We start from the raw sequence: 24022 nt of genomic DNA, 5'->3' as shown, positions 1-24022 counted from the left end.
GCCATGACCCTTTCGAAGCGCGGCTCTCTCCGCTACCGCAACAGCCTCTCGAGGAACATCTGGAACCGGGTCTTCACCTCGATCGCTGCCCTGTTCACGGGACTTGCCGTGCTGCCGCTGGTGTTGGTCCTGGTCTATGTGCTGATTAAGGGCGGAGCACTGATCAACTGGCAGCTCCTCACTGAGTTGCCGCCACCGCCTGGCCTCGATGGTGGCGGCATTGGCAACGCCATCGTTGGGACCTTGCTGATCACTGTTCTCGCCAGCTCAATTGCCATTCCCATCGGTGTGGGCGGTGGCATCTATCTGGCGGAGTACTCCCGCTCGGGTGGCTTTGCTCAGTTCGTGCGCTTCGGCACCAACGTGCTCTCGGGTGTGCCGTCGATTATCTGTGGTGTCTTTATTTATGGCCTGATCGTCAGCACCCGAGCGATTGCTGGTCACAGCTACAGCGCGATTGCCGGTGGCATGGCCCTTGCTGTTCTGATGATCCCCACGGTCATCAAGACCACGGATGAAGGCCTCAAGCTGGTGCCCCAGGAACTGCGTTGGGGGGCCATGGGTGTCGGGGCTTCCAAAGTGGTCACAATTACGCGCGTGACCCTGCCAGCCGCCTTCGCACCGATCGCCACCGGTGTGGTTTTGGGGATTGCTAGGGCGGCGGGTGAGACCGCACCGCTGATCTTTACCGCACTGTTTTCACCGTTCTGGGCTGATGGGGTTCTCAACCCCATCGCCTCAATGTCAGTGCTGATCTACAACTACGCGATCATGCCCTACGAGGCCCAGATCTCCCTGGCCTGGGCGGCGTCCTTTGTCTTGGTGATGATGATCCTGCTGGCCAATCTCTTGGCCCGATGGATCGGCCGCCTCTCCCGCGCCTGATCTCCTCCCTGCGCCCGCTTTCTCACCCAAGCCCGAACGACTCGATCGTGATCTCCTCTCCCCAGGCCAGCTCCTCATCCAGCAGAAACGGGGTTTGCCTGTCCCTTCAGGACGTCTCGATTAGCTACGGCAGCAAGGAAGCAGTACGGGGCGTCTACATGGATATTCCTCGCGGTCAAGTCACGGCCTTCATCGGCCCCTCGGGTTGCGGCAAGAGCACCGTGCTTCGGGCCTTGAATCGCATGAACGATCTGATCGACGGCTGTTCGATTAAGGGTCGGGTGATCTTTGATGAACAGGATCTGTACGCCCGGCACGTCGACCCGGTCGAAGTCCGCCGACGCATTGGAATGGTGTTTCAGAAACCCAACCCGTTCCCCAAAAGTATTTACGAAAACATTGCCTTTGGCGCTCGGGTCAATGGCTACAAAGGCGACATGGATGAGCTCGTGGAGCGCTCCCTGCGGAAAGCAGCCCTTTGGGATGAAACCAAGGACAAGCTTAAAGAGAGCGGTTATGCCCTCTCCGGCGGTCAACAGCAGCGGCTCTGCATTGCTCGGACCATTGCGATCGAGCCTGAAGTGATCTTGATGGATGAGCCTTGCTCTGCGCTCGATCCAATCTCGACATTAAAAATCGAGGAGATGATGCATGAGCTCAAGAAGAATTACACAATTGTGATCGTCACGCACAACATGCAGCAGGCCGTCCGGGTGAGCGATTACACCGGTTTCTTCAACGTCAGTCAACGCAGCGACCGCGAGAGCAAGGTTGGATCGCTGGTCGAATTTGCTGAAACGGAACAGATTTTCAACGCCCCCAAAGAGCAGGCCACCCAGGACTATGTGACGGGTCGCTTCGGTTAATTCGTCCGGCCAAAAGTTCCCACAAAAAAACCGCTCAAAGAGCGGCTTTTCAAACGGAGAGGGAGGGATTCGAACCCTCGATAGAGTTGCCCCTATACAGCATTTCCAGTGCTGCGCCTTCGACCACTCGGCCACCTCTCCGTGAGGGGCTTTTCGCAGCTCCGCCTCTGAACCTTGAAGGGATCAGTGGGCGTCGCGGCTGCGCGGGGGCAACGACGAGAATGTAGCAGTCACTGCTCCCCCATTGGATTGCTGCTCCATGCACAGTCACCCGATCACGGTTCATTGGCGCCAAGAGAACCGCACGATCCAGTTGAACGTGCCCGAAGGCGAGTACATCCTCAAGAGCTTTGAACAACAGGGGGAGCCCCTGCCCTTCAGCTGCCGCAATGGCTGCTGCACCGCCTGCGCCGTTCGCGTCCTCGATGGAGAGATCGACCAGCGCGAAGCCCTTGGCCTCTCCAAGGAGATCCGAAGCCGCGGCTATGGGCTGCTCTGCGTCGCTCGGGCCACCGGTCCTCTGGAAGTAGAGACCCAGGACGAGGACGAGGTGTATGAGCTGCAGTTCGGCCGCCACTTCGGTCGTGGCAAGGTGCGCGCAGGCCTGCCGTTGGATGAGGAGTAAGCCCCGGAATGAACCCACGTCTCACCGACCAGGCCGCCCAGCACTCCGGCTTAAGCCACGCTGATCTGGAGCGGTTCAGTGGCATTGCCCGTCAAGCCGCGACGGCTGGTGCCACTCAACTCAAGGCCCTGTTCGGGCGACTGGAGCGCATCCGCGAAAAGGGCCGCGCCGGTGACCTCGTCACCGAGGCCGATGTGGCCGCTGAACAGGCCGTCCTGCAGGTCCTGAGCGAGGAGACACCTGAGTTAGGGGTCCTTGCAGAGGAGAGCGGCCGCAAGGAAGGCCAAGGGAGCGACTTGCAGTGGTGTGTCGATCCCCTCGATGGGACGACGAACTATGCACATGGCTATCCGTTTTTTGGAACCTCCATTGGCTTGACCTGGCGCGGGCAGCCCCTCCTGGGTGCCCTGGCCGTTCCAGCACTCGATCGGCTCTATTGGGCCGCGCCAGGGCTGGGTGCTTGGTGCAACGATGCCGCCATTACTGTCAGCGGCTGCAACAACCTCGGAGATTCCCTCCTGGTGACTGGGTTTGCCTACGACCGGCACAACCGCTTGGACAACAACTACGCCGAATTCGCGTATTTCACCCATCGCACGCGGGGCGTGCGTCGAGGCGGCGCTGCTGCTGTGGACCTTGCATTCGTAGCCCAGGGACTCCTGGACGGCTATTGGGAGCGGGGGCTCTCGCCGTGGGATCTGGCCGCTGGCATGGCCCTGGTGGAGCAGGCCGGTGGCGTGGTCTGTTCCTACGACGGATCCCCGGCGCAGCTCGCGACTGGTCGGTTAATCGCTTGCACACCTGGGCTGGAGCAGGCCTTGATCGAGGGCCTGGGGAACTGCAGGCCGCTGACGGGGGCAAGTTTCGGCGCCCCGGAGCTGGATCAGCCCAGTCCATAGGATCGCCCCACTTCGACCTGGCCTTGCGATGGCTCTTCAACCGGCGGCCGGAACCAGGGATCTGAATCCCCGCGAGGTGGATGGCAACCGTTGGCTGTCGGAGCAACTCGGCCAGGTCTATCGCCTCTGGGGCTACGTCGAAGTCAGTCCTCCCAGCGTCGAACGCCTAGAAACCCTGGAGGCCGGCGGACGGATCAACGACCGCGAATTGGTTCGTCTCGCCAGTGATGACCCCCTGGGTCTGCGCCCAGAGATGACGGCCTCCATTGCCCGGGCCGCCTGCACACGGATGGCGCAACTTCCCCGGCCACTGCGTCTTTGGAGTTGCGGCAGGGTCTTCCGCAGCGTCCAGAGTGATACCGGTCAGCAACGCCTCGAAGAGCAACTGCAGAGCGGTGTCGAACTCTTCGCTCTAGCCAACGGCAGCGCGAGCGTCGCCGATGCCGAGCTCCTGCGCCTGTTGCTGGCCTGCATCGAGAAGGTCGGCATCGGCGCCCAACAGCGCCCGAAGTTGCTGCTGGGCCATCACGGTGTGCTCTCGGCCCTGCTCGACCAAGTCCCAGCTGCGCAGCGCACTGCCGTGCGCAAAGCCCTCGTGAGCTTTGATCCCCTGGCCCTGGCCAGCCTTGAGCTCCCGAACGAGCAACGCCAGTCACTCGAGCAATTGATGCGGTTGCGTGGGGCACCCCAGATGGTGCTGGCGCAACTGGAGACGTTGCTTGGCCCGTCTCGCCATCTCGACGAACTCGCGGACTGCCTCAAAGTCGTGGCACCGGCAGCAGCTCAGGGGCATGTGGAACTGCAGCTCGACCCCACCTTCCAGCCGCACTTTGATCTCTACGACGGCCTTGTTTTGAAGTTGGTCTGCCAGGGCGTGGACGCACCAGTGGAAATCGCCAGTGGCGGTCGCTACGACGCCCTGGTGGAACGCTTTGGCGGCGAAGCCTCAGGGCTGGGCTTCAGCTTCGATCTAGAAGCCATCCAAACGTTGCTCGGCACCGAGAAGACAGCCCCCAAACGTCCCAACGTGACGTTGGTCAGTTTTAAGGACGCCACTCATCTGCCGGCCGCCCTGGCGGCCCAGTCCGCACAGCACCAACAGGGGCAAGCCTGTTTGCTGTTGCATCAGCCCTGCCCCTCAGAGGCGGATGCGAGAACGCAAGCAGAAGCCCGCGGCTGTCGAGAGGTGATCTGGATCGGCTAGAGCAGCGCCTGGACCATGGGGTCCTTAGGATCCCAGCTCCGTTAAGGCACTGCTGATGGCCCACACAATCGTCACCGACGTCTGCGAAGGCGTGGCCGATTGCGTTGATGCCTGCCCCGTGGCCTGCATCAACCCCGGGAGCGGGGCCAATGCCAAAGGAACGGAGTTTTATTGGATCGATTTCGACACCTGCATTGACTGCGGGATCTGCCTGCAGGTTTGCCCAGTGGCAGGAGCGATCATTCCCGAAGAAAAGCCTGAACTCCAGCGGGCCAGCTGAACCCATTGGTCAGGGCTTAAGAATTTCTTTGGCATTGCGCCCGTCGTTGCGCTTGAGTGGAGAGATCTGCGGTGATTCAGCCGTGTCTTTTCAACCAGGCGCTCTGGTCACACTCAGTCAGAACCCAGACTGTGTCTTGCAGCTGGTCAATTTGGATGAGGCGAGCGGCTCCGCCTGGGTGCGGCCTTGGCCCCTTGTTCAAGCCCATACCTCAACATTCACCGTCAACCTCAGCGACCTGGATCAAGCCAGTTCCGTTGGTTAAGACAGTGTGAGGAGTTGATCCACTCCCTCAAACCCTCCCCAAAGTGGAATTTCCTTCGGGGAGAGAAATATGAATTGGCGAAATTTGAACCAACCCCAGGTCCTGAAGCAGAAGCTCTACCGCCTGGTCGATGGACTCTGCGAACCCCATCGCCAACTAGACGCCCTATACCCCAGCTTGGAATCAGCCCTCGACGATGCCATCGGCTGGTTGCAGAACAGCAGCATCAATCCCGTTGAACACCCCGTCGGCGTTGAAGTGGCAACCGCATCCGGGGACTGGCGCACGCTGCGGTCGCCGGAACCCCTGTTTTGCACTTGGAGAAGCCAAGCCGCGGGGTAGGGCACGAGCAGCGTCAGCAATGCGAACACGGTGGCGAAAAGGGTGAGCAGGACAAAGCCAGGGGAGTACCACTGCCCCTACTGCGCTCCTCGGCCGACCCGGGCCATCCAAGGTTCCAGCGGAGCTCCCCACTGCGGTTACTGCGGTGATCCTCTGATTCAGCAGCCCTATGTCAGGGGCAGTCAGCTCGCGGCGGTTCTAGTGATCAGTGGCTTCGTCGTACCACTGATCACCTTGCTCTGGATCGCAGTGCAGCCCAGCCCTCCGCGGCGTCCTCAGCCCTCTGAGCAGGTGGCCAGGATTTGGGTCGCTGATACCCAAGCTCCAGAAGCGTCGTAGCGACGAATCAAGCGCTGCATCCTGCCTGGAGACGGCATCCAGCCCGCCTCCATCTGGAAGGCAGCACGGTGGTTGACCCGCACAGGCCGCAGGTTGAAACCTCCATCCGGCAAAAGCTGAAGACATTGCTCTTGAGCACCGAAAGTGCGGCCAAAGCGCGTGCTCTCCAGTACTCCCCTGCGCTCAGAAACCTGGTTGCCGATCTGCGTCAACCAGGAAAACCCCTGTTCGCCGTCCCTACAGATCTGAAAGGAGGCCTGCTCAATGGTGGGTTCAAGCCATTCCGCATTGATGGTGGAGGCCTCACCGCTCCATTGACCGCTCAGCCGATCGAGGCTGGCGGGAGGTTGCTCTTCTCCAGCTCCCCCATTGCGGAATTCGCGGATCAAGACCAGCTTGCTAAAGGTCCCGTCCGTGCCGTGCAGTTGCACCATGCGGTGGCGACGGTCCTGATCAACAAAGCCGAATTCGCCACCGAACTCAGCGCAAGGAGAAACCTGCATTGACCCCTTGCAGAAGGTCCCATTGGCAAAAAACACAACTTGCTTACCGAGGTTGCGGTAGTCCTGCGCCATCTCATGGATGGGCTCACCGTCGAGACCATCTGGCCCGTAACGACGCAGCCTGAAGTGGACCAGACGCTCGCTGTCCCCGGCCTCCAGGCTCAAGATCGAGGGGGTGGTGTCGGCGATGGAGCCATCGGGGGCGAAGCCACAGAAGCTGCCGCGCCACTCACCAAGGTTGAGCAGAAAGTTGGCCCACTGGCTGGCCATGGAATCGCCTGAGGTTGGGCTGCGGAAACTAAGGCTTGCGGTCTGTCGCTGCGAGGGGTGGAGCTTCTGGGGGTCGGTTTCCTGCCCACCGTTCCCCCTTGGCGTGAGCCCCTAGCTAGAGGGATTCTGGACAACACGTTGTGATCAGAGCCGTGGTGCTTCAGGCGGAACAGGGTCAAATTCAGATCCACACCGAGAACATCTTTCCGATCATCAAAAAGGCCGTCTACAGCGGCCACGAAGTGTTCCTCCGGGAGCTTGTGAGCAATGGCGTCGATGCCATCAGCAAGCGCCGTATGGCCTCGATGGCTGGTGATTGCAGTGAAGGGCCCGAGGGGACAATCAGCATCCGGATCGACCGCGAAGCCAAGACGCTGACCATTTCCGATAACGGGATCGGCATGACCGCCGATGAGGTGAAGCGCTACATCAACCAAGTCGCCTTCTCCAGCGCCGAGGACTTCCTCGAGAAATACAAGCAAGAGTCCGACGCCATCATTGGCCACTTCGGCCTGGGCTTTTACTCCAGCTTCATGGTCGCCAAACAGGTGGAGCTGGTGACACGCTCCGCTCGCGGCGATGCCGAGGCCGTTCGTTGGAGCTGTGATGGCTCCCCCAACTTCAGCCTGGAGGCCGCCGAACGCTCGGAGCCCGGCACCGACGTCATCCTCCATCTGATGGAGGAAGAGGAGGAATACATCGAGCCGGCACGAATCCGGACCCTGATCACCACCTACTGCGACTTCATGCCGGTGGAGGTCCAGCTGGAAGGCGAGACCGTCAACAAAAGGGAAGCCCCCTGGCGCAAGAGCCCCCGCGAGCTCAGCGATCAGGACTACATCGAGCTTTACCGCTACCTCTATCCATTCCAGGGTGACCCACTGCTCTGGGTTCACCTCAACACCGACTACCCCTACAACCTGCAGGGAATCCTCTATTTCCCGAAATCCACGGGCCGTGCGGACTGGGAGAAGGGTGAAATCAAGCTCTATTGCAACCAGGTGTTCGTCAGCGACTCGATCAAGGAGGTTGTGCCCCGCTACCTGCTGCCCCTGCGGGGCGTGATCGACTCACCCGATATTCCGCTGAACGTCAGCCGCTCAGCCCTGCAGACGGATCGACGGGTCCGCTCCATAGGCAACTTCGTCGCCAAGAAGGTGGGTGACCGGCTGAAGGAACTTCACAGAGACGAACCCAAGCGCTACGCCGAGATCTGGGAATCGCTGGCTCCCTTCATCAAGATCGGCGCCATGGAAGACGAGAAGTTCGCCGACCAGGTGGCCGAGCTGGTGCTGTTTGGCACCACAGCTGCAGCGGCCGAGGGAGACAACGCAGATCCGATCGCCGCTGAAGCAGGCAAGGCTTTCACCACCCTGGGCGGCTATCGCTCACGCCTTGGCAGCGACAACGACAAGCGAATCCTCTACTGCACCGACGAGGCAGGCCAGGCCGGGGCTCTCGCCCTGTGGAAAAGCCAGGGTGCAGAGGTGCTCTTGGCTGACACCTTTATTGATACCCAATTCATTCCCTGGCTGGAGTACCGCCATGAGGAGCTGAAGTTCCAACGGGTCGATAGCGAACTGGACGATTCGCTCCAGGAGAAAGAAAGCGAAATCAGCGACGCGGAGGGCAAAGACAGCTCAGAGAAGCTGCGGGATCTCTTTAAGGCAGCCCTCTCTAACGACAAGGTCACCATCCAGGTTCAAGCCCTCAAAGGCGACAACGCTCCGGCCGCATTGATTCTGCTTCCAGAGCAAATGCGCCGAATGAACGATATGGGGGCCTTGATGGAACAGCGGCTACCCGGTCTGCCTGATCACCACGTGTTGCTGGTCAATCGCAAGCACCGTTTGGTCGAAGGGTTGATCAAGCTCTCGGCAGGATCGGTGATCACAGGCGCAGGTTCCAGCCCGAGCCAAGAGCTGGCGGACAACCTCAGCCGCCATCTCTATGAGATGGCTCGCTTGGCCGTGGGTGGTCTGGAGCCCAACGAATTGGCAGGTTTCCAGCAACGCAGTTGTGACCTGATGGGCCAGCTGATGGAACGCGGTCTCTAAAGCCACGGTTCAGGGGCCCTGGGTTTGACATCCCCAGGGCTCTGGGGGATGGTGGAGATTGCCTGTCTGGGTTGGCTAATCCCATCCCGAGGGAGACCTCCCTCGCGCAGCCCAGGGCCGATCTTGCTGGCCTTCACCGGTATGCACGGCCTTAGGGACAGGCGTTCCCTGCCGATTCCGTGTGCCTAGCTCTTTCGTCCTGGTCTATCACCGCTCTCCATTTGACGAGGTCATCGGCGAGGACGGCACCAGGCAGTGGCAAGACCAGAAGAGCCCAAACGGCATCATTCCGACGCTGCGAAACCTGTTTCGCTCCCATCCATCCGGCACCTGGATTGCCTGGCGTGAGAACGAGGATCCCGCTGCTGAAGACGAAACCCTGACGATTGATGAGCCGATCCAAATCCGTTTGAGACGGATTCCGCTCCGCCAGGAGCAAATCGGCAGTTTCTATCACGTCACTTCAAAGGAATCGATCTGGCCAATCCTTCACAGCTTCCCTAGTTTTTTTGAGGTCAATAACGCCGACTGGCAGACCTTCAGTGAAGTCAACCAGCGGTTCGCCGAAGCGGCCTGCAACGAAGCGGCTCCAGGGGCGTCCATCTGGATTCACGACTACAACCTCTGGTTGGCACCGGGCTTTATTCGGGCCCTACGACCGGATGTCAAGATCAGCTTTTTTCACCACACACCTTTCCCAAGCAGCGATGTCTTCAGCATCCTGCCGTGGAGGGAAGAGATCATCGAGAGTCTTCTTTGCTGCGATGCGGTGGGTTTTCACATTCCCCGCTACGCCGAGAATTTCGCCCGGGCGGCCTCCAGCTTGTTGCCGGTCAAGAAGGGCCCCAAATCGGAGATTGCCGATCACTTCATGCCCTGTGGCAGCGCCTTGGCCCAGCCCGACGCCACGCCATGGCTTGAGCACAACGGCCATCGCGTCAAGCTCGTCTCGACGCCGGTCGGCACCAGTCCAGATGTGATTCGCGAGCTCAGGGATTCCAAGCCCGTCCAGGAGCTAATCCAAGAGATTGAGACCAACACCAAGCGCGGCCGGACCTTGATCCTCTCCGCTAGCCGAGTGGATTACACCAAAGGCAACGAAGAACTGCTTCGAGCCTATGAGCGACTGCTGGAGCGCAATGAGGCGATCCACGGCCAGGTGGTGTTGGTCCTGGCCTGTGTAGCCGCCAACACCGGCATGAAGGTCTACGAAGACACGCAGCGCGGGATTGAGGAAACCGTTGGCCGGATTAATGGCCGCTTCAGCAAGATCGATTGGGTCCCCATTCGTCTCACAACGCAACGTATTCCCTACGAGGAGATGGTGGCCTGGTTTGCTGCTTCGGACATCTGTTGGATCACGCCGTTGCGGGATGGCCTGAACCTGGTAGCCAAGGAATATGCGGCGGCCCGCAAGGGAAGAGGCGGAACGTTGGTGCTCTCGGAATTCACCGGTGCCTCCGTAGTGATGAAGGGAGCCGTTCTCACCAATCCCTACTCCCACAGGCGCATGGATGAGGCGATCGACAAGGCCCTAGGCCTCTCGCTTCAGGATCAGGAGCAACGAATGGCATCGATGGCGGCATCGGTGGATCAACTCAGCGTTGATCATTGGGTCAAAGAACAACTGGAGGCGATTGAATCGCAGTGATGAACCAGCGCCGTTGGCTGCTGGGTTTGGCCTGCGTGCTGGGCAGCCTGCTGCTGGTGCTGGGGCTTTGGGCCAAACCAGCACGGGAGCCCGTTTCGATCCTGATGCCGGCTCCATTTGCCGATGCCACGGCTGAACTCGTTGAGGAGTTCAATCGCGAGCACCCAGAGATTGCCCTCACGGTGACCCGTGGACCTCTAGAGACAGAAGCAGTCTCAGACCTGGCGATCAGCAGCCTCTTGCTGGGCAACAGTCCCTACGACGTCCTGCTAATGGACGTCACCTGGACACCGAAATATGCCAGGGCTGGCTGGCTTGAGCCCTTGGAACCCTGGCTCGGAGTCGATGCCCTGGTCGATCTCGCCCCTGGAGCGGAACTGGGCAACAGCTTTGACGGCCACCTCTGGCGCTTCCCCCTCGTGGCCGACATGGGCCTGCTGTTCTGGCGCACCGACCTGATGGACAGCCCCCCCAGGACACCCGCCGAACTCGAAGCCATCAGCCGGTCTCTTCAAGAAAAGGGGCAAGTCCGCTGGGGCTACGTCTGGCAAGGCCGTCAATACGAGGGGTTGAGCTGCACCTATCTGGAGGTTCTACGGGGCTTCGGCGGTCGCTGGCTCCGCGATGGCTCACCGGACCTCAACAGTGAAGCCGCGATTACGGCCAGCCAATGGCTACGCCAACTCGTCGATCAGGGCATTACGCCTCCTGCCGTAGCCAACATGGCCGAACCGCAAGCGCTTCAGGTCTTTGAAAGTGGTGATGCCGCTTTGATGCGGAACTGGCCCTACGCCTGGGCCGAACTCAACAAGGAGGGTTCTGCGCTGGCTGGGAAAGTCGGAATCACAACCATGGTCAGCCTCCCGAATGAACCCCATGTCGCAACCCAGGGCAGCTGGGGGTTCTCCGTCCTTTCAAGCTCCAAACACAAGCAAGCCGCCATCGAGGCACTGCAGTTTTTGACCAGCACCGCCGCCCAAAAACAACTCAACTTGAACTGGGGCTACACACCAACGCGCCTGAGTGTCTTCAACGACCCAGAACTGGTCCGCGCCAATCCGATCCTGCCGGAATTGCAATCAGCACTGGCCGATGCCGTACTCAGACCGCTGACACCGATCTATGCCCAACTCAGTGACCTGCTCTACCGCGAGGTGAACACCGTGATCACCGGTGAGATCGCAGCGGCGCCGGCCATGGACAACCTGCAGCGCAACAGCCTTCAGCTGGAACGTTCCACACGAGGAGTGCAGTAAATGATCCGCTGGCGCCAACAGTTCTGGCTCCTGCTGCCGGCCCTGGGATTGCTCAGCCTGATCTTCCTGGTGCCCATTGGTCACTACCTCTGGTTAAGCACCCAGACCCAGACGGTGCTGACGGAACTTCAACCCATTCCTGCGGGGACCGCCCAGTGGGTCCGGCTCTGGAACGACAGCCGCTTCTGGCAGGACGCCTGGCAAACCCTTCGCTTTGCTGGTCTCTCGGTGAGCACAGAAATGGTCTTAGGGCTGGCGATCGCCTTGCTCCTGAACCAGCCGTTGCGAGGCAAGAGCAGCTTGCGAATGATCAGCCTCTTGCCCTGGGCTCTGCCAACAACGGTGATGGCCTTGGGCTGGCGCTGGATCTTCAATGATCCATACGGCCCGATTAATCAAGCTCTGCACTGGGTAGGAATGGCACCCGTGGCCTTTCTGGCCAACCCATCAATCACCTGGATCGCCACGGTTTGGGCCGATACCTGGAAAACGACCCCGTTTGTGGCCTTACTTCTGCTGGCGGGCCTGCAGAACATTCCCCGCGATCTCTACGAGGCTGCGCAGTTGGAGGGGGCATCGGCCGGGCAATCCCTCTGGAGGATCACGGTGCCTCTGCTGACGCCCTATCTACTCATTGCACTCGTTTTTCGCCTCGCCCAAGCGCTGGGAGTGTTCGACTTGGTGCAAGTGCTGACGGGAGGAGGTCCAGCGGGCAGCACGGAAAGTCTGGCGCTCTACGCCTACCTGAATGCGATGCGTTTCTTGGACTTTGGCTACAGCGCCACCGTCATGCTCGGCGCCTTCGCCGGACTCTTGGTGCTCTGCGCAGGACTCGCGGGGCTCTGGTGGTTCAGCAGCGGGCGCGAGGCCATGACAGGAGGTGACCTTTAGTGGCACGCCTCGCCCTCTTGATCTGGAGCCTGGGCCCGATGCTCTGGCAGCTCTACACCTCCTTTCGGCCGACCGCGGCCCTGACTGGCTCAGGCAGTGGAGGCTGGACCCTCGATCACTACAAGCAGCTCCTCAACGGTGAACCACCGTTTTTGACCTATCTCCTCAACAGTGGGATCGTCGGGTTGAGCAGCACACTCTTGACGCTCCTTCTGGCGATCCCCTGCGCTTACGCCCTCAGCCGTATGCAGGCCCATCGTGCTCGCAACATCAGCGTCCTGGTGGCTGCTGCAGCGGCATTCCCAGCCGTTTTGCTGTTCTTGGCGCTTCTGGAGGTGGCCCGCGACTTCCATCTGTCGAACAATCTCCTGGCCCTCAGCCTTCCCTATGCCGGGCTGTGCTTGCCCTTGGCGATCCTGCTGCTGCAGGCAGCCTTCCGCGATATCCCCGTAGATCTGGAAGAGGCCGCCCTGATTGAGGGCATGAACCTCTGGCAACGCCTGCGCTGGGTGCTCCTTCCACTAATGGCCCCAGCCATCTCCAGTGCAGCACTGCTGATCTTCATCTTCTGCTGGAACGAATATCCGATCGCTCTGACCTGGTTGAGTCGGGCCGACCTACTCACCCTGGCCCCAGCCATTGCCCGCATTGCCGGCTCCTCGATCTTCTCTGTTCCCTATGGAGCCTTTGCCGCCGCCACCGTGCTGGGCAGTGTGCCGTTGGTGCTCATCATGTTGCTATTTCAACGTCAGATCATCAGCGGCCTCACCCAAGGGGCCATTAAGGGATAGCCCTGAACCAAAGCTCGACCACGTTCTCTTCGCCCATTGATGACCTCCTCCAGCCCTGCTCGCTCCGGTCTTGTTCTGAGCCAGCTTTGCCGCCGGGTGGGGCAGCAGACCCTGCTGCAGAACCTCAACCTCGAGGTCGCCCCCGGCGAAGTTCTGGCATTGCTGGGGCCGAGTGGTTGTGGCAAGAGCACCACCCTGCGCTTAATCGCAGGCCTGGATCCCGTGAGTGGCGGAGACATTGAACTGGCTGGAGTGACCATCACACCGCTACCGCCTGCCCAAAGGAATGTGGCGATGGTCTTCCAGAGCTACGCCCTTTACCCCCATCTGAGCGTCGCCAAGAACCTGAGCCTGGGGCTCGAACTCAGGCGAGTCCCCAGACCAATGATCGAGGGAGAATTACAACGGGTCCTGGCCCTACTTCAGCTTGAAAGCTGCAGGGACCGCAAGCCTGCAGAGCTCTCGGGGGGGCAACGGCAGCGGGTCGCCTTGGCTCGAGCACTCTTGCGTAAACCCGCCTTGTTTTTGCTCGATGAGCCCATGAGCAACCTAGATGCTCAGCTCAGAGAGGACCTCCGAGGCGAATTGCGCGGTCTTCTGCGCAGCACCGGTGCACCGGTGGTCTACGTGACCCATGACCAACACGAGGCAATGGGGCTAGCGGACCGTATCGCCGTCTTGAAGGCAGGGGAGCTGCAACAGGTCGGCAGCCCCGCAGAGCTCTACCGAAACCCACAGAACCAATTCGTCGCCAGTTTCCTTGGAAGTCCCTCGATCAACCTCCTACCGCTCAATCCTGGTGAATTGGTTGGCCTGAGGCCTGAGCATCTTGAGGTCGCCGATGCTTCAACCCCCCTCAGCAGCACGTACGCAGCAGTGGATGCCCATCGCGAGCACTTGGAGTGGCTTGGGGATCGCGTCATCAGCCACTGGAGAGTGCGGGATACCAGGGTGAAGGTTCTCTCCGATGCCCAAAGCAGCAGCGCAGAACTGGCGCAAGAAAGCAACCGCCCGCTCCAATTGCGCTGGAGACGGGAGGATGAGCTCCATTTCGAGCAAGCCAGCGGTCGGCGACTCCGCTAAGGAGCGCCTTAATCCCAGACCGTTTCGATCACGTTCATCGCCTGTAGGTAGGCCGGAATGTCATCGCTCGTCGCGGACTCGTCGTCGACAAAGCTGTCACCACTACCCGATCGACGCGCAAGGTCAGCAACGACCGCACTCACCACCAAATCAACCGCTGCGGGATTGTCGAGGTTTTGCAGCGCTTCGGCATAGCGCCGGCTGTGGGTCGGGCGGACAGACTCCTGGCAGTAGTTGCTGAGCTCACGGCTCTCCGTCATCACAGAGAAGGCGGATTGCTTGGAGTTTTGACGGCCAAAGATGGCCATATAGAGCAAGTTGATCAGTGAGGCGTCATGCAGGGGAATGCCGTACTGACGAACGATCTGAGGCCAGTAGCGCAAAGAACGCAGGCCCTCGAGGCCCCCCTTCGATAAACCTGCCTCATCGCACCAGGCCTCGAACTCTTCGACATTCGCCGGACAGCGGCCGCACTCGCGCATGCGAGTGGCCAGCACAGCACCCGCTTGGAAATTCCGGGTCGGACTGCCGGCGGTTGGCAGCATCATGCTGCCGCGCACATCGGCAACCATGGCCGTCAATTGCGAAAAGGTGTGGTCACGGACCTTCTCCATGTCGCCATCCCTGACCAGGGCAGCCTCGATGCGCTGGACCCCATAGCCCAGTTCAGTCAATGCAATCGGCTGACGGTGATAGAGGCGTTGGCGATCGGTGCGAGCCATTGACACGGTTGCCGCCTGGTCCAGGCACTGCTCGAGCAGCAGGGTCAACAATGTGGGCAGAACCCCAGGGTTATCCCTGTGAAAGGTGTAGCCAAATCCCGCAAAAATCGAGGCCATGTTTTTGGCGGCCTTGATGTATTGCCCTTCAATGTTGTGCACCCCAGCGGAGACCTGGAGGTTGGGGGAGAGGCGATCCAGCAGACGCGCACCCAGGAGTGCCGTCAGGGCATTGGGATGACAGAAATTCGCCGTGAAACTATCGAGCGGATTGCGCAGGGCTCCATGCCGGTGAAACCCCGTGAAAAAGCCCAAGTTCGGGGCTTTTTGGCACAACACATAGGCCTCATTCGAGATCGGATCGTGGGTGAAAGAACCGGCCAGACAAGCCAAGACGACGTGCTCACGACCCAGCTCCTCCCGCAGTCGCAGAGCCTCTTGAAGGTCTTCCTCGATGTGGTTGCTGTTGGCGCTGAGCACCACCAACTCGCAGTGCTGAATCAAATGACCGAGGTCATTTGGAACCTGGTGACCCGCCTGGGCATGGGTACCCATGCGCTCCATGGTGGCGCGATGCTCCGGGTCCATCCCTGAGAGCTCCTCGGCCTTGAACGCCCCAAGGATCTGACGACCAGCACGAGGAGCCAAGAGCAACCGAGAGCCATCGGTTTGCATCGCGCAGTTGTACGCCAACGAGGCTGGATACAGCCCAACGCTGTAGAAGCCCACCTTTCCCTCTTCCAGCGCGATCAGGCGCCTTCGGATCCGTTCAGGGTCAAGGTTGGATTCGAAAAAACCGTTCTGCAAGATCACAACTTGGCCTCCACCCATCCTGACGGCCCAGGCGGACCCATGGGAGGGTGTAGGGCAGCTCGACGGCGAATCCATGGCGCGTCTCTCCCTGAACGAACTACAGGAGGAGATCAGCGCCGACCGCGACATCCTGCTCATCCAAGACCTCGATGGCGTTTGCATGCCGCTGGTGCGCGACCCGCTCACACGGGTCCTTCCGCCTCAGTACATCGAAGCCGTAGCGAGATTCGGCGACCGATTTCGCGTCCTGACCAATGGCGAACACAGTGGTGCCCGCGGGGTGAACCGGCTGGTGGAGCAGGCCCTCGGACCGAGGCGAGATCCCGCCGCCGAGGGGCTCTATCTACCGGGGTTAGCGGCGGGGGGGGTCCAATCGCAAACAGGCCACGGCCAGATCAGCCATCCAGGGGTGAGTCAGGCGGAACTGCAGTTTCTGCAGACCGTCACTGCTCAGCTTGGCAACGGGGTGCGTCAAATCATTGAACAGATCAGCCCCAGCTGCGCAGCAGAGGAGCTCGAGCAGCTGAGCCAAGCAGCTGTTCTCGACAACGAACTCTCACCAACCCTCAACCTGAACGTTCTCTTTGCTTGCCTGTGCCCGGAGCCCGATCAGCAGCGTCAACTGCAAGAGCTGAGCCTGCAGCTGCTTGAGACCATCGAGAGGCAAGCGCAGCAGCAGGGTCTCGGCGACTCCTTTTTCCTACACCTCGCCCCCAATCTCGGCAGCCAAGACGGCAAGGAATTGCTCAAATGGGCGAGCCGTGAGCATCGCGGCACCAGTGACTTCCAATTCATGCTCCGCGGAGCCGTTAAGGAAGCCGGACTTTTGGTGCTGCTGAACCAACACATCGCTAGGCAAAGCGGCCGCGCCCCCCTGGGGGCTGACTTCAATGTCAGAACGGCCCCCAGATCGGCCGAGGCCCTGCTCGCCTTGGCACAAGAGAGCATTGCGCCAGAGGAGATGCCGACCTTGGTCGGCATTGCCGACACCATCACCTCCGAGCGGCTGATGGATGGGAATCAACAGTGTTGGAGACGAGGCGGAAGCGATCGAGGCTTCTTGACTCTGTTGCAAGAAATCGGCCGGGCGTTCGGAAGAACCAACCGGGTGGTCCTGGTGGACAGCAGTGGGGGCGAATTGGATCGCCCCAGCCTTCAGGATCCAGAGCTCAGAGGTCTGAGCGATCCAGAGGATCCCCTACAGCTGGATGTCCTGGTGCCAGGGGGACCGCGGGCCTATGTCCAGTGGTTCAACGGACTGGCAAGCAACGTCTTCTAAAGACGTGGGCTGACAGCAGCTCCAGAACGGCCTATCCCAGGGGTAGTCACCGTTCGTTCTGATGCCAGAGGGGGCCAGCAGGACACAAACCTGGCCCCCAGCACCGGGACAACATCCCTGGTGGGATGGGGCGGTTATCTATGAACTGATCCCCCGGTGTTACAGCGATTCCGATGGGGATGGGATCGGGGATTTCGGCGGTCTCACCAAACGTCTGGGCTACCTGCGCTGGCTCGGGGTCGATGCGATCTGGATGACCCCGATCTACCCGTCTCCCCTGCGGGATGGGGGGTACGACATCACCGACTTCACCGATATCCATCCGGAGCTTGGGGACCTCGACGCGTTTCATCGCTTTATCGAAGCCGCCCATGCCCATGGGATCCGGGTGGTCATTGACCTGGTGTTGAACCACACCAGTCAGCTTCACCCCTGGTTTCAACGGGCACGTTTTGCTGAACGGGGCAGCGCCGATCGCGACTTCTATGTCTGGCGAGACGATCCCGACGGCTACAAGGATGCGCCTGTCCTCTTCCGCCACTTCGAGGACTCCAATTGGTCCTGGGATCCGATTGCACAGCAGTACTACCTGCATCGTTTCCTGCATCACCAACCGGACCTCAACTACGACAACCCCGCCGTCCAGGAAGCGGTGCTTCAGGTCGTGGACTTCTGGTTAGCCCGTGGGATCGATGGCTTTCGGCTGGATGCCATTCCCTTTCTCTTTGAGCGAGAAGGAACCCGTTGTGAGGGTCTACCGGAAACCCATGCCTTTTTAAAAACCCTGCGCCAAAGGGTGGATGCCTACAGCGGGGCGAACCCTGGGCGCGACATTCTTCTGTTGGCTGAAGCGATTCAGCCGGTCGATGAAGCGATGCCGTACCTCGAAGACGGGGAACTGAATGCGGCGTTTAATTTCGCCCTCACCGCCCATCTCTTCGCCTCTGTAGCCCATGGCGAAACCAAGGGACTGAACCGATTTCTCAAGGAAATCAGCAACCTGGACTGCGGCCGGGGCTGGGCCCTTCCGCTCCGGAACCACGATGAACTGTGGCTTGGTGATGGCCATCTCGTACCTGAGGAGGTCATTCACTGGGTGCGCCATGGGCTGCCCGCCGCCCATGGCCATTGGCTGAACTGGGGAATCAATCGCAGGCTGGCACCACTCTTGAACGGAGATACCAGGCCCAACATGGCGCTCCACGCCCTGCTTTACAGCCTGCCGGGTATGCCATGCGTCTACTACGGCGATGAGCTCGGAATGGGGGACTGGCCAGGACTGCGAGACCGGGACCCCAATCGCACTCCTATGGCCTGGAGTCCGGATCGCAACGGTGGCTTTTCTATAGCCCCTGATCCACTTCTGGTGCTGCCGCCGATTACCGCGCCTGGTTACGACTACCGCGTGATCAACGTTGAGGTTCAGAAGTCGCTTAAAGGGTCGCTCCTTAATTGGCATCGGCACATGCTGGTGAGCCGCAAGCTGCTGCCGGCCCTGAAGCATGGCGATTTTGAACTGCTGCCCAGCCATCACCCGAGCGTGGTCAGCTTCATTCGCCGCTGTGAGGCCATGACTGTGCTCGTCGCCGTCAATCTGAGTGGCACTGGTGCCTCAACCGAGATCGACCTCAGTCGTTGGGAAGGGGAGCGAATCCGCGAACTGCTCTGGGGGTGTGAATTCCCAGAAGCCTCGAGCGATTGGTTCGTCTACCTGCAGGCCTACGGCTTTGGCTGGTGGTTGATCGGGGATATGGAACTCGCCAGCAACAGTGACTCTGCAGCCGGCGTGAGCCGTTCCGCTTCGGCCTGATCGAGAAAGCCAATCCGGCTTCTCCGATTGAGCAGATCAGCTGCTGTCTTCGCCCATTCAAACTGGATGTTGTAGCGCCACTCCGCCACACAAATGGGCACCACGGGGCTGAGGGGTGTCGTTTCAGAGGCATCCAGTCCCTGCTGGAGCACCTGCTCGGCTTGCAGGCCGTAATTGGCGATCAGATGGTCGATTTGCTGATGTTGGAGCGCACCACGCGGCACCACACACTCGAGCCGCGCGCGCAGGTCTGAAAGATCAGCCGTTGTTTGCTCTGGGGATTGGGCAGCTCCCAGGAGCGGCATGGGGTCTGGAGCAGGAAGCGTCTGCCCCAGCTGGCCAGCGATGGCTTTCAGGGCATCAACGGCCAGAACTCTGCAGGTGGTCCACTTGCCACCAAGAAGGCTGATCAGACCGCAATCAAGCTGCTCAACTTCATGTTCACGAACCACCTTGCTACTGCCGCGCTCGGAGTCCGGCTGGATTAAGGGCCGACCACCGGCCCACCGGCTGGTCACTGTCAAGCTGGTTTGGCCCGGGAACCAGCGCCGGAGGTGATCCAGCAGGAACGCCTCCTCGGCATCGGAGACCGTGGTCGCTTCCGCAACCCTGCAGGGGGTATCTGTGGTACCCACCAGTGTTCTGCCTTGGAAGGGCAGCACAAACATCACACGACCATCACTGGTCTTGGGAATCAGCAGGCCGACACCGCTTGGACAGAACTGCTCTTCGAGAACCAAATGGACACCACGACTCACCAGCAGCCGCGGCTGGCAGTTGGGCTCCGCCAGGGCACGGAGGCTGTCGGCCTGGATACCCGTGGCATTGACCACACAGCGAGCCGACCAGTGGCTCGTGGAGCCATCGGGCTGACGAGCCGTGACGCCAACCACCCTGCCCTGCTCCAGCTCAAAACCAACGACCGCGCAGTCCCGTTGGACCACTGCACCGGCTGCCTGGGCCGTCAGCAGCAACAGCAGATTCAGTCGTGCATCGTCGAATTGACCATCGCTGTAAAGCACAGCACTATGGCGATCAGAATTCAGGCCAGGCAGGACCTGTTGCAGCTGCTGGCGGTCCACACCACTGCTGGGCTCAAGACCAGCTGAGCCAGCCAATAGGTCATACATCCCCAACCCCACTCGGAAGTAGGCCTGCTCCAAGGGCCCCTGAGTGGGCAGGGCTATGCGCAGGGACTGGGCCAAAAAGGGAGCTTGATCGATCCAGTACTGCCGCTCAGCCAAGGCCTCCCGCACCAACTTCAACTGGGCTGCGTCGAGTTGCTTAAAGGCCAGCTCGAGATAACGAACACCCCCATGCAGAAGCTTGGTGCTGCGGGAACTCGTGCCCTGGCCCGGATCGCCAGCCTCGAGCAACGCCACGCGCAAGCCACGACGCACGGCCTCATAGGCCAGGGCGGCGCCACTACTGCCGCCGCCAATGATCAAGAGATCAAACCGTTCCATCGCCATGCCACTCCAAACAACGCTCAACCGCCTGATCCCAACGGCGTCGCCAGCGCTCCCGCTCGGCCTCGGTTCTCTGCGGGCTCACTTGGGTTGAGGACTTGCGGATGGTCGCGGCGATGGACTCGAGATCACTCACGACATCGACGTACTCACCGGCCATCAGCGCCACCCCAAGGGCCGTGGATTCCAGGTTGGCCGGTCTCACCACCTGAACAGCTGCACTGTCGGCCTGGGCTTGGAGCAAAACCGCAGAAGCGGCGGCTCCCCCATCAACGGCAATCGTTTGCAGTGGAGCTCCCAGGGCCTCCGCAGCCCCCCGCAACAAACCGGTCACAGCCAAGGCGATCCCCTCCAGGGCGGCCCTGGCAATCTGCGGAGCACCGGTGTCGCGCGTCATCCCAATCAGCACCCCCCGGGCATTGGGATCCCAGTGGGGTGATCCCCAGCCGGTGAAGGCCGGCACGAGCATCAGCTCACCAGCACTTGCAACCTGCGAAGCCAGGGCATCAACCTCCGCGGACTCGCTGATGATCCCGAGACCATCACGGAGCCACTGGATCACCGTCCCGGCATTAAAGAGGCTGCCCTCAATGCAGTAGGTGGTGCTGCCATCGCGATTGCTCCAGCCGACGGTGCTCAGGAGACCTCCTGAGGCCCGTTGCGGTTGTTTCCCGCAATTGACTACAAGAAAAGCACCGGTGCCGTAGGTGCATTTGGCCTGACCCGGTTGGTGGCAGAACTGGCCGTAGCTGGCGGCCTGCTGATCACCGAGCATCGCCGTAATCGGAACACCGCCAAAGGGCAGCCCATCGGCAATCACCCCGAAGGCGCTGCGGGTCGGCAACAGATCAGGAAGTGCAGCGGTGGTCAGGCCAACACGCTGGACTGCCTCAGGCAGCCAACTCAACTGCTCCAGATCCAGCAAAAGGGTGCGACTGGCATTGCTGATGTCCGTGGCATGACGCGTTCCTCCGGTTAGGTGCCACAGCAGCCAGCTGTCGACCGTGCCAAAACAGAGGTCATCCGCCTCTAAGGCCTGCTGGGCCTGAGGATGGGCCTCAAGCATCCACGCGACCTTGCTGGCGCTGAAATAGGGATCGAGCACAAGTCCTGTCTGGCTCTGCCAGCGCGCTGCGGCTGGCTCGCTCTTCCAACGGGCACAGATCGCGGCGGTCCGCCGGTCTTGCCAGACCAGGGAAGGGCCAAAGGCTTCTCCAGTACTGCGGCGCCAGAGGGTGGTGGTTTCCCGTTGGTTGGTGATGCCACAGGCCTGAACAGAACGGCGTTGCTGCGGGCTTAAACCCTGTTCCAGCAGAGCCATGGCCTCAAGCTGGCTCTGCCAAATCGCTGAGGCGTCCTGTTCCACCCAGCCGTCGTCCGGATAGTGGATCGCAAGGGACACTTGGGCCGAGGCGACCGACTCACCTCGGGCGTTAAACAGAACCGCTCGGGAACTGCTGGTGCCCTGATCGAGAGCTAAGAGATAGGACTCGGACACAGGCAAAAGGGTTTCCCCACTCTTACGGGTACTCAGTGGATCTGTCAGGGGGTTGACGCAGCACGAGACAGTGGTGCCATCGCATGACGTCGCTGCTGCTGATGACCTCGTTGTGGACACTCGCGCCTGCCCTGGCGGCTCTGCTTGGAGGGGGGCTGCTATCGCTTCTCGCCGCCCGGGTCTTTGGAGCATTTTTCGGTCGCTTGACACGAAAAACGAGGAGTGAAACCGACGACTTCATCGTTCAGGTCATCGTTGACACCATCCCGATCCTGGGCTGGGTGATCAGCGCCAGCTGGGCCTGGTGGCTCGTGCCAACGCCTCCCGAGGCGGATCGAGTGGTCTTCACCATCGCCAAGCTGATCCTGGTGATCTTCCTGGTGCGACTGGTCAACCGCATCAGCCTGCGCCTGCTGCAACGCTCCGCTGTTCACAGCGGAGATCCGGCAGTCGGAAACATGCTTCGGGCGCTTGCCCCAATGCTTCGCGCCCTGGTCTGGAGCATCGGCACTGTTCTCTATCTGCAGAACATTGGCGTCCAGATGGCTGCGATCTGGGCCCTGCTCAGCGCTGGTGGCATCGGAGCAGGTTTGGCCTTGAAGCAGCCGGTCTCTGAGTTTTTTGAGTACATCACGATCCTGCTGGACAAGCCCTTCCAACCCGGGCAGTTCATCAACGTGGGCGAGGTCTGGGGAACGGTGGATCGGGTCGGGGTTCGCTCCACCCGTCTGCGCAGCGTCAACGGTGAAGCCATCGTGATGAGCAACAGCGCGCTCACCAGTTCGGTGGTGGCGAACTACGGGGAAATGCAAGAGCGGCGGCTGATCTATCGATTGGGGGTGACCTATGACACCAGCCACTCCACATTGGAGCGGATTCCAGGCCTTCTGAAAGCCATCGTTGAGCAGGGCGGTGATGCCCGCTTCGACCGGGCCCATTTTGTGGCGTTTAACAGCAGCAGCCTCGATTTTGAGCTGGTGTATTTCGTTCCCTCGAACAACTACATCCAGGCGATGGAAGCGCAGCAACGGATCAATCTCGACATTGTTCAGCGCTTCGCCAAGGAGGGCATTGAATTCGCCTTCCCGACCCAGACCCTGCACCTGCACAACGCTTTGGAGACTGGGGTGTGACCCCACTTGCTATGATCTGCTCTTGGGCGAAATGCCCAATGTTGTGTTTTTAGAAGACGGTCATGTCCCGGGTCTGCCAACTCACCGGCAAGCGCGCCAACAACGGCATGGCCGTCTCGCACTCCCACATCCGCACCAAGAAGCTTCAGCAGGTCAATCTGCAAGAGCGCCGTCTGTGGTGGGCCGAAGGCAACCGCTACGTCAAGCTGCGGGTCTCCACCCGCGCCCTGAAGACCATCCAGAAGAAGGGTCTGGGCGCCTATGCCAAGCAGCTGGGCATCAACCTGGCCAAGATCTGAGCTTCAATCCTGAGAGTTCCTCAGGATGCTCTTGAACCGCCGCGATCTGCTCCTCTCCTTCGGTGCTGCGGCCCTCGGCCTGTTGGGAAGACCCCAACAGGCATTTTCAATGGGTGGCACCCTGCCGGATCTTGGTGAGCCGGCTCCAGATTTCATGCTCTCAGGAGTGGTCCCCGGCGACGACGGCGCCATCGAAGCGGAGCGAAGCCTGAGGGACTTCCAAGGCCAGTGGCTCGTCCTCTACTTCTATCCCCGCGATTTCACCGAAGGCTGCACGATTGAAGCCAAAGGGTTTCAACGGGATCTTCAGCGGTTCCATGCTCTCAATGCCGAGGTCGTCGGCATTAGCGCCGACGACACGGACTCCCACAAGGAGTTCTGCGGCAGTGAGGCCCTCACCTACCCGCTTCTCTCGGATCCCGGAGGCCAAATCAGCAAGCGCTATGGCAGCTGGATTCCTCCTTTCTCCCAACGGCACACGTTCCTCATTGACCCAGAGGGGGTACTCAAAGAAACCTGGCTCGCAGTCAGGCCACTGGGTCACAGCAGGGAGATCCTCGAACGCTTGGAGCAACTTCAAGCGAAAAGCTGAGTCCCTCAGCCAACAGACAATCGAGAGTGCTTCTCCTCCATCAAGCGCAGATGCGCCTGGCCAACAGGAAGGCTGTCGCAGTAGAGGCAGCTTCCTTCGAAGCAAACCTGGAAGAGATCTCCTTCGCTGGAGCGCAGTTGGTAGATGGCTCCACCTTGAGGATCAACCAACACAGGGGACTGGGCCATGGGTGTGCAGGAGGA

Annotated in this window: 23 protein-coding genes and 1 tRNA gene; 18 read left to right on the top strand and 6 right to left on the bottom strand. The window is 60.5% G+C overall.

All coding sequences use genetic code 11. The annotated features are described in order from the left end of the window. Window positions 1-3 precede the first annotated feature (3 nt). On the top strand, window positions 4-885 hold the full coding sequence (gene pstA / locus ACLM42_RS04850; protein ID WP_415399924.1) for a phosphate ABC transporter permease PstA: 882 nt from the start codon (window positions 4-6) through the stop codon (window positions 883-885). Between the two features lie 50 nt (window positions 886-935). Next, the gene (gene pstB / locus ACLM42_RS04845; RefSeq protein ID WP_415400128.1) at window positions 936-1751 is read left to right on the top strand and encodes a phosphate ABC transporter ATP-binding protein PstB; all 816 of its coding nucleotides are present in this window, start codon (window positions 936-938) and stop codon (window positions 1749-1751) included. 54 nt (window positions 1752-1805) lie between these two features. Here pstB and ACLM42_RS04840 read toward each other — a convergent pair. Beyond that, window positions 1806-1892: transfer RNA gene (locus ACLM42_RS04840), tRNA-Ser, on the bottom strand. Between the two features lie 118 nt (window positions 1893-2010). Here ACLM42_RS04840 and ACLM42_RS04835 point away from each other — a divergent pair. From ACLM42_RS04835 to ACLM42_RS04815, 5 genes are all read left to right on the top strand, one after another. Beyond that, window positions 2011-2376 carry a 2Fe-2S iron-sulfur cluster-binding protein gene (locus ACLM42_RS04835; protein ID WP_247911032.1) on the top strand — a complete coding sequence of 122 codons (366 nt, stop codon included), beginning with the start codon at window positions 2011-2013 and terminating at the stop codon, window positions 2374-2376. An 8-nt stretch (window positions 2377-2384) separates the two neighbouring features. Further along, entirely contained in the window at window positions 2385-3275 is an 891-nt protein-coding gene (locus ACLM42_RS04830; protein WP_415399923.1) for an inositol monophosphatase family protein, read from the top strand. 28 nt (window positions 3276-3303) lie between these two features. Beyond that, complete coding sequence (locus tag ACLM42_RS04825) at window positions 3304-4479, top strand: ATP phosphoribosyltransferase regulatory subunit (protein ID WP_415399922.1); 1176 nt, start codon at window positions 3304-3306, stop codon at window positions 4477-4479. 55 nt (window positions 4480-4534) lie between these two features. Further along, window positions 4535-4759: an indolepyruvate ferredoxin oxidoreductase subunit alpha gene (locus ACLM42_RS04820; RefSeq protein ID WP_247911035.1), complete on the top strand. Its 225-nt coding sequence runs from the start codon at window positions 4535-4537 to the stop codon at window positions 4757-4759. A gap of 334 nt (window positions 4760-5093) precedes the next feature. Continuing rightward, on the top strand, window positions 5094-5366 hold the full coding sequence (locus ACLM42_RS04815) for a hypothetical protein (RefSeq protein ID WP_415399921.1): 273 nt from the start codon (window positions 5094-5096) through the stop codon (window positions 5364-5366). Window positions 5367-5641: 275 nt separating this feature from the next. Here ACLM42_RS04815 and ACLM42_RS04810 read toward each other — a convergent pair whose 3' ends face one another. After that, window positions 5642-6478: a DUF3598 family protein gene (locus ACLM42_RS04810; RefSeq protein ID WP_415399920.1), complete on the bottom strand. Its 837-nt coding sequence runs from the start codon at window positions 6476-6478 to the stop codon at window positions 5642-5644. Window positions 6479-6633: 155 nt separating this feature from the next. Between ACLM42_RS04810 and htpG the strand changes: the two genes are divergently transcribed. The 6 genes from htpG (at window position 6634) to ACLM42_RS04780 (ending at window position 14207) form a co-directional block, all read left to right on the top strand. Further along, window positions 6634-8535: a molecular chaperone HtpG gene (htpG, locus tag ACLM42_RS04805; protein WP_415400127.1), complete on the top strand. Its 1902-nt coding sequence runs from the start codon at window positions 6634-6636 to the stop codon at window positions 8533-8535. Between the two features lie 181 nt (window positions 8536-8716). Then, on the top strand, window positions 8717-10186 hold the full coding sequence (gene ggpS, locus ACLM42_RS04800) for a glucosylglycerol-phosphate synthase (RefSeq protein WP_247911039.1): 1470 nt from the start codon (window positions 8717-8719) through the stop codon (window positions 10184-10186). After that, entirely contained in the window at window positions 10186-11442 is a 1257-nt protein-coding gene (locus tag ACLM42_RS04795) for an ABC transporter substrate-binding protein (RefSeq protein WP_415399919.1), read from the top strand. The genes ggpS and ACLM42_RS04795 overlap by 1 nt, the downstream gene beginning before the upstream one ends. After that, entirely contained in the window at window positions 11443-12333 is an 891-nt protein-coding gene (locus ACLM42_RS04790; protein WP_415399918.1) for a carbohydrate ABC transporter permease, read from the top strand. Next, window positions 12333-13124 carry a carbohydrate ABC transporter permease gene (locus ACLM42_RS04785; protein ID WP_415399917.1) on the top strand — a complete coding sequence of 264 codons (792 nt, stop codon included), beginning with the start codon at window positions 12333-12335 and terminating at the stop codon, window positions 13122-13124. The genes ACLM42_RS04790 and ACLM42_RS04785 overlap by 1 nt, the downstream gene beginning before the upstream one ends. 39 nt (window positions 13125-13163) lie before the next feature. After that, window positions 13164-14207, top strand: a complete 1044-nt coding sequence (locus ACLM42_RS04780) for an ABC transporter ATP-binding protein (RefSeq protein ID WP_415399916.1) — start codon at window positions 13164-13166, stop codon at window positions 14205-14207. Window positions 14208-14215: 8 nt separating this feature from the next. Here the strand turns inward: ACLM42_RS04780 and ACLM42_RS04775 are convergent, their stop codons facing one another. Further along, window positions 14216-15757, bottom strand: coding sequence for a hypothetical protein (locus ACLM42_RS04775; protein ID WP_415399915.1), 1542 nt, complete (start codon window positions 15755-15757; stop codon window positions 14216-14218). A gap of 55 nt (window positions 15758-15812) precedes the next feature. Between ACLM42_RS04775 and stpA the strand changes: the two genes are divergently transcribed. Both stpA and ACLM42_RS04765 read left to right on the top strand, forming a co-directional pair. Further along, on the top strand, window positions 15813-17018 hold the full coding sequence (stpA, locus tag ACLM42_RS04770; protein WP_415399914.1) for a glucosylglycerol 3-phosphatase: 1206 nt from the start codon (window positions 15813-15815) through the stop codon (window positions 17016-17018). Window positions 17019-17079: 61 nt separating this feature from the next. Continuing rightward, window positions 17080-18828 carry an alpha-amylase family glycosyl hydrolase gene (locus tag ACLM42_RS04765; protein WP_415399913.1) on the top strand — a complete coding sequence of 583 codons (1749 nt, stop codon included), beginning with the start codon at window positions 17080-17082 and terminating at the stop codon, window positions 18826-18828. Here the strand turns inward: ACLM42_RS04765 and ACLM42_RS04760 are convergent. Together ACLM42_RS04760 and ACLM42_RS04755 are read right to left on the bottom strand one after the other, a co-directional pair. Next, window positions 18738-20321, bottom strand: coding sequence for an FAD-dependent oxidoreductase (locus ACLM42_RS04760; protein ID WP_415399912.1), 1584 nt, complete (start codon window positions 20319-20321; stop codon window positions 18738-18740). The two genes, ACLM42_RS04765 and ACLM42_RS04760, sit on opposite strands and share 91 nt — an antisense overlap. Beyond that, window positions 20281-21795: an FGGY family carbohydrate kinase gene (locus ACLM42_RS04755; RefSeq protein ID WP_415399911.1), complete on the bottom strand. Its 1515-nt coding sequence runs from the start codon at window positions 21793-21795 to the stop codon at window positions 20281-20283. Before ACLM42_RS04755 ends, ACLM42_RS04760 begins: the two co-directional genes overlap by 41 nt. A 101-nt stretch (window positions 21796-21896) precedes the next feature. Here ACLM42_RS04755 and ACLM42_RS04750 point away from each other — a divergent pair, with 101 nt between their 5' ends. The 3 genes from ACLM42_RS04750 (at window position 21897) to ACLM42_RS04740 (ending at window position 23819) form a co-directional block, all read left to right on the top strand. Then, window positions 21897-22928: a mechanosensitive ion channel family protein gene (locus ACLM42_RS04750; protein ID WP_247911049.1), complete on the top strand. Its 1032-nt coding sequence runs from the start codon at window positions 21897-21899 to the stop codon at window positions 22926-22928. Window positions 22929-22990: 62 nt separating this feature from the next. Next, window positions 22991-23227, top strand: a complete 237-nt coding sequence (gene rpmB, locus ACLM42_RS04745) for a 50S ribosomal protein L28 (protein ID WP_010317109.1) — start codon at window positions 22991-22993, stop codon at window positions 23225-23227. Window positions 23228-23258: 31 nt separating this feature from the next. Further along, the gene (locus ACLM42_RS04740) at window positions 23259-23819 is read left to right on the top strand and encodes a peroxiredoxin (protein WP_415400126.1); all 561 of its coding nucleotides are present in this window, start codon (window positions 23259-23261) and stop codon (window positions 23817-23819) included. Window positions 23820-23824: 5 nt separating this feature from the next. Here the strand turns inward: ACLM42_RS04740 and ACLM42_RS04735 are convergent, their stop codons facing one another. Next, on the bottom strand, window positions 23825-24007 hold the full coding sequence (locus tag ACLM42_RS04735) for a hypothetical protein (protein ID WP_247911051.1): 183 nt from the start codon (window positions 24005-24007) through the stop codon (window positions 23825-23827). Window positions 24008-24022 lie beyond the last annotated feature (15 nt).

Origin of the sequence: Synechococcus sp. W4D4, from assembly GCF_047716805.1 — a bacterium.
Taxonomy (GTDB): Bacteria; Cyanobacteriota; Cyanobacteriia; order PCC-6307; family Cyanobiaceae; genus Vulcanococcus.
Note: the sequence above shows the minus strand (reverse complement) of the source record. Positions and strands in the feature narration are given on the sequence as shown.